The following is a 755-nucleotide window of genomic DNA, read 5'->3' as shown; positions in this document are numbered from 1 at the left end:
GACAGACAAGGCGGTGTGTTGTCTTGGTATGACAATGATCTCCCCGCCCCCTATTGGACAAGTAAAAACCCAGAGAACGGACACGCTCACATTGCGTATCGTTTAAAAGTACCGTTTTCTACGTCTGATATTGCTCATAGTGAACCAATTCGTTACGCAGCCGCTATCCAATCCGCCATGACGGAACGATTGAAAGCTGATCGGGGGTTCGCAGGGCTACTGACGAAAAACCCATTACATCCATACTGGCAAAATGAATATTGGACAGAGTATGAGTACACGCTCGATGAATTAGCAGACTACCTTGATTTAAAAGGCCACCCGTTACGTGGTAGCGAAACGTCTGGTCTTGGCCGTAACTGTGAGTTGTTCGATAACACTCGTCAGTGGGCATATAGAGCGATTCGGGAATACTGGGCGCCTAACTACAAAAGAAAGTGGAATGCAGCCGTCTACGACAAAGTAGAAAGTACGAATAGCCAGTTCAATGTTCCTTTGCCCGTGTCAGAAGTGAAAGCGATAGCGAAGTCGATCGCTAACTGGACGTATCGAGAATTCACGCCAGAAAAGAAAAGCCAATGGCACGCTAAGAAAGGTGCTAAGGGTGGAAAAGTTTCAAAAGGTGGAGGTAGACCTAGCCTTAACGAACCTTGGGTTGAGCTTGGTATCAGTCGAAGAACTTACTTCCGTTGGAAGTCGACTGGCAAATTGTAATGTGTGGCACTAAACAAGCTATATCAGATAACAGCCCTTTT

1 protein-coding gene is annotated in these 755 nt (G+C 46.4%); it reads left to right on the top strand.

Translation table 11 applies throughout. The features are described 5' to 3' along the window. On the top strand, nt 1-714 hold a 714-nt coding region (locus R7Q48_RS26925; protein ID WP_318133307.1), incomplete at its 5' end, for a replication initiation protein. Nucleotides 715-755: the final 41 nt, after the last annotated feature.

The organism is Vibrio sp. 378 (assembly GCF_033339435.1).
This window is presented reverse-complemented; position numbering and strand designations above follow the sequence as displayed.